Source organism: Nitrosomonas sp., from assembly GCF_020852615.1.
Lineage (GTDB): Bacteria > Pseudomonadota > Gammaproteobacteria > Burkholderiales > Nitrosomonadaceae > Nitrosomonas.
In genome coordinates, this window is the sequence record NZ_JADZAJ010000036.1 from 1 (window position 1) to 4,319 (window position 4,319).

3 protein-coding genes are annotated in these 4,319 nt (G+C 52.2%); all 3 read right to left on the bottom strand.

Annotated features, from left to right (window positions below; all coding sequences use genetic code 11):
• A partial coding sequence (locus IT527_RS08370) for a nucleotidyltransferase domain-containing protein (RefSeq protein WP_292968081.1) occupies window positions 1–266 on the bottom strand: 266 nt, incomplete at its 3' end.
• A gap of 213 nt (window positions 267–479) precedes the next feature.
• A complete protein-coding gene (locus IT527_RS08375) occupies window positions 480–2,981 on the bottom strand; it encodes a TonB-dependent receptor (protein ID WP_292968082.1) in 2,502 nt (833 codons plus the stop codon).
• Window positions 2,982–3,102: 121 nt separating this feature from the next.
• The coding region (locus IT527_RS08380) for a sialidase family protein (RefSeq protein WP_292968083.1) at window positions 3,103–4,319 on the bottom strand (1,217 nt) is incomplete at its 5' end.

The following is a 4,319-nucleotide window of genomic DNA, read 5'->3' on the forward strand; positions in this document are numbered from 1 at the left end:
GCTTCTTTTTCGATGAAAGGACGCAGCTCCGGCCGCAGCGCCTTCTCGGATACCAGATCTACCGAGCAACCCAATGCATCTTCCAGGTGGAACTGAATGCCAAAATAACGCGCTGCACTTGCCACACCATCGAATACCACCAGTACATCAACATCACTGTCATCACGTGCTGTGGAGCCGAACAAAGCCAAACGACGAACACCGTATCGACTGGCCAACATGGGTTTACTATGGTGCAATACTGCTAAAACCTGATTGCGATTCATGTGTTTCCTCCTGAAACCAGCAGACCCGATGCCACCTCGGAGATTTTCTTCGATATCGGGTCAGCTCATCATAGCATCACGAACACAATACTTTCCCTCATCCTACCGAATCTACATTAACAGCTCAGTAGCTTCAATTACGTAAGCACACTCTGCAGATATTTTTATCTGATGTCTCCAGATCACATAATCGGGCAGAAAAACACCTGTGCTTCAATAACTGAACGCGGCTTCAAGCAGATAGGTGCGTTGCGGATAGGGGTGATACACCCAGGCCCTGTTGTTGTTGAGGTTACTGATACCGAATGAGAATCGGCTTTTCAGCCCGTTATTGAACCGGTACCGGTAACTGGTCTTGAAATCCATGAAGAAGAAATCGCTCTGGGCACCGAATACCTTGTTCACATAGTCCCTGTTATCAGGATCATTATAGGAATCACTGGTATAGCGGCCGGACAGGGAAACATCCCAGGCATCCGTCACATGGTAAGTACCGAAAACATTGGCTCGCCAGTGCGGCAGGCGAATAACCTGTTTCCCGGTCAGACTGTAGTTGGCAGGCACACCGGTTGATTCGGTGACTCTCACCACCGGCCCGTCTTCCACTTTTGAGTTCATCCAGGTGCCGTTAAACATAAAATCGAATCGTGAACCCAGAATATTTCGCTGTTCGAAGATCAGCTCCACGCCGGTTGTACCAACTTCACCGATATTCTGGAAAGCGCTGGTTGTAAGTACTCCCGAAGCGGAAGTGATCTGCCGGATGGCATCCTTAATATCATCCCGAAATACGTTGACACGCACGTAGCCCTTCGGCAGCCCATACTCCATCATAAAATTATGATGCACGCCATTCTCAGGTTTGAGCATCGCATTCGCAACCAGAATACTGGTAGGCGTACCCAGTGACTGGAAAAGCTCTGCAATCACCGGGAAACGGTGTGCACGCCCGAAGGAATAGCGGAATTTCCACTGCCCGGGTTCATATCCCAGCGAAACCTTTGGAGAAGTAGCTGTTTCAGTGCGATCGGGCACGGCCACATTGGAGGCAACCCCCCTGCTTGCTTCCCACCATTCCTGACGTACGCCGGCGGTAATATCCCAGTCCGGCAGGAAGCGGAACATGGATTGGGCAAAGATGGCGTGGGTCGATGTGCGGCCATCATTGTTGCGGTTGGCCTGCAACGCACCGCGGGTCAGATCATCATAATCAGTCAGACTGTATTGCCGGAAACTGAGGTTGTACTGGTCAAAATGGTATCCGGCCAGAAACGACAGTTTGTCGTAACCCAGCAGCATGGGTGTGCTCAGCTTGAGATCGTAATTCCACCAGTTGAATTTGCGGAAATCCTGCAGTTGCCCGGCACCGGTATTGCCCGGATCAGCATGATTGAAAAATGCTGTCGCACGAATATCTTTCAGTACATCGAAATAGCTGAATGTGGTATCAACATCCCAGTTGGGCGTCAGCGCACCGCGCAGCGACAGCCCCAGATTCAGCGTCTCCCGTTTGTCACGGCTGTCGCCAAAGCCACTGCGCACCACATCGAAGCGTGTGCCATCCAGTGATGCATTACCCGGAGTCGAACAGGTGGCAACCGAATTACAGGCAGGCGCATTCCCTCCCCAGAAATAATCCCCGCTCGCTGTATACAGGTAGTTACCCGGGTGGTTCTGATTACGGGTACGCTCTTCATACGCCACGGTAAACAACGCCTGCAGATCAGGCGTGATGTCATATCCGAATTTACCCTTGAACAGGTGAGTATTCACTTTTTCAGGACCGGTATCGCCGTAAATGATACTGGGTGTGCCGCGTGTATCCGGTGTCCTGATGCCCCCTGTCACCGGTGTTCCTCCAGGCACATTGAATAATCCGGTGTTGTCGATGAAATAAGACTGCGGATGACTCTGGGCCTCCAGCCGGTTATAGGCCAGAAACACCGTAAATTTGTCCTGTATCCGGTTACCATAGGAAAAATACTGCCGGTCACCGATAAATGTTCCTTTATCTTCCCCGTAATTCTCGTAAGGCTGAATGAAAACGCTACCTTCAAAGTAAAACTCCTGCTTATGCGGCATGCGTGTCCTGATGTTAGCCACCCCTCCCATCGAGTTACCGCTGTATTCGGCCGAAAAAGGACCATAAATAACGTCAACCGAGTCGATCTCATTCGGCCCGACCAGCGACCAGCGCGGGGCACCATTGAAAGAAGCCTGCAGAAAGTTGTGCAATGGCAAACCATCGGCATAGACCATGCTGCGCGCAGTTGAAAACATATCCGCCCCCCGAATCCCAAGCATTCCGTTGGGATCTCCTACATAACGCTGGCGAATTTGCAGGCTGGGCATGTATTTGAGCACTTCTTCCGTAGTTTGTGCATTCTGCTGTTCGACCTGTGCCCGGGTTACACGTGTTGAAGGTGAAGTAAAGTGTGAATCCCGTTCGATCTCACCTGTCACCACCATTTCTCTGAAAACTGTTCCGGTTTGTACGGCAGTCTCACCCGCCTTTTTCTTTTTCCCTTTTTCCTTGTCAGCATTATCAGCACTGGCATCATTGCCCGACTTGGCTGCTTGTGTTGTTAACTGTTCTCCCGCATACCCCCTGTTCTCGCCCGGTATTTGCTTTCCGGGTGAACCATCCTCTCCCTGAGCAGCGTAACTTGATGCAGCGCAAAGCAGGCCGATCAATGCCAGAGGAAATTGCTTCATAGTCCGATCCTTTCTATTTGTGATTGGTAATTGAATTGCAGTTGTGCCTGGTGTCACATCACTCCTGTTTGTGATACATGTCACAAGCTGTCTACAGTTTATTGCTGTTTTAAAGATGATTTCAGCTGCCGGATCGGTTGATAACCCTTTCAACGGGCAGGACCCGCAACCCCTCATTTTCGGTATTCCATACAACCAGAGCCTTATTGTTGCTGATCAGCGGCACCGGGTAATCGCTTGCCCCGGCAGACCGCATCAGGCGCCATGGCTTACTCCAGGTTTCGCCACCATCATTCGAAAACAGCATTCTTGCGGAATAGGCATTCCCGTCAAATTCACGCCAGGTAAGGATGACGGTTTCACCATGCGCCACCACTGCAGCATGATCTGGCTGCGCATCCGCATCCCCCAGTGCCATGGGTTTCGATTCCCGGTTGCCACTGATCCGTTTATAGAACTGCCCTTGGGCAGCAGTGCCACTGGTAAACCAGGTCAGATGCAGCTGTCCCCGGCCATCTGTCGCAAGACTGCCGCCGTTGTGCGGACAGGCATCGATCTGCCACTCATCACGGGTGGCTCTTTTTACTCCTTCTGCCACCTTATCCAGATTAACCACAGCGAAATCACGGGTGCTGCCACCAAAAATGTTTCGCAGCAGCACAACCGGCCCCTCACCAGTCCACGCAAGCGCGGTCCGGCAGCACTCACAGGTATGCTGATGAACTTGCCGGTTGGGCTCGAAGTGTGCGCCATTGTCAAACGACTGACTGCTGTAGAGGGAAATCCCCTTGAACTCCCCTCCTTTTTCTCTCATCGCATCACGATCTCTGGCATCCAGCCAGGCCACCACCACTCTGCCTTTGCCATCAATGGCAAGGGAATCGAAACGGTGGCTGGTCACACGGCCATCATCGTTCAGGACGATTGGCTCTGAGAACGTCCGACCTGAATCGGTCGAACGCGAGAACTTTATATTTCCGGCATATTTTTCCGCCAGCAGCTGTGTCCAGGTAACCAGCACCGTGCCATCATGTGCAACCTGAACCTTGGGGCGATTCTCACCATCGTTGCCAATGTTTTCCGGCACGGGCGTCACTGTTACGGGCTCGGAAAAACGTTTGCCATCATCCTCCGACCAGGAAACCAGTAAACGCTGATTGACTGCTTTTGCCAGCCATAACCGCCCCTCCTGATCCAGCGTCACGCCGACCGCAAGTGCGGTCTTGGCATGTTTGGGAGCGCTAGCCACCTGCTGTGCCGATTGCTGCACCTGACCGCTGGTATCCGGCCCTGCTGCAACGGCAATTACTGAAACCAGTGTGAAAGCCCAACCAGCCA

Excerpts from the sequence above, each read along its gene's own strand:
- IT527_RS08375 (WP_292968082.1), bottom strand. The coding sequence starts at position 2,981 with ATGAAGCAATTTCCTCTGGCATTGATCGGCCTGCTTTGCGCTGCATCA.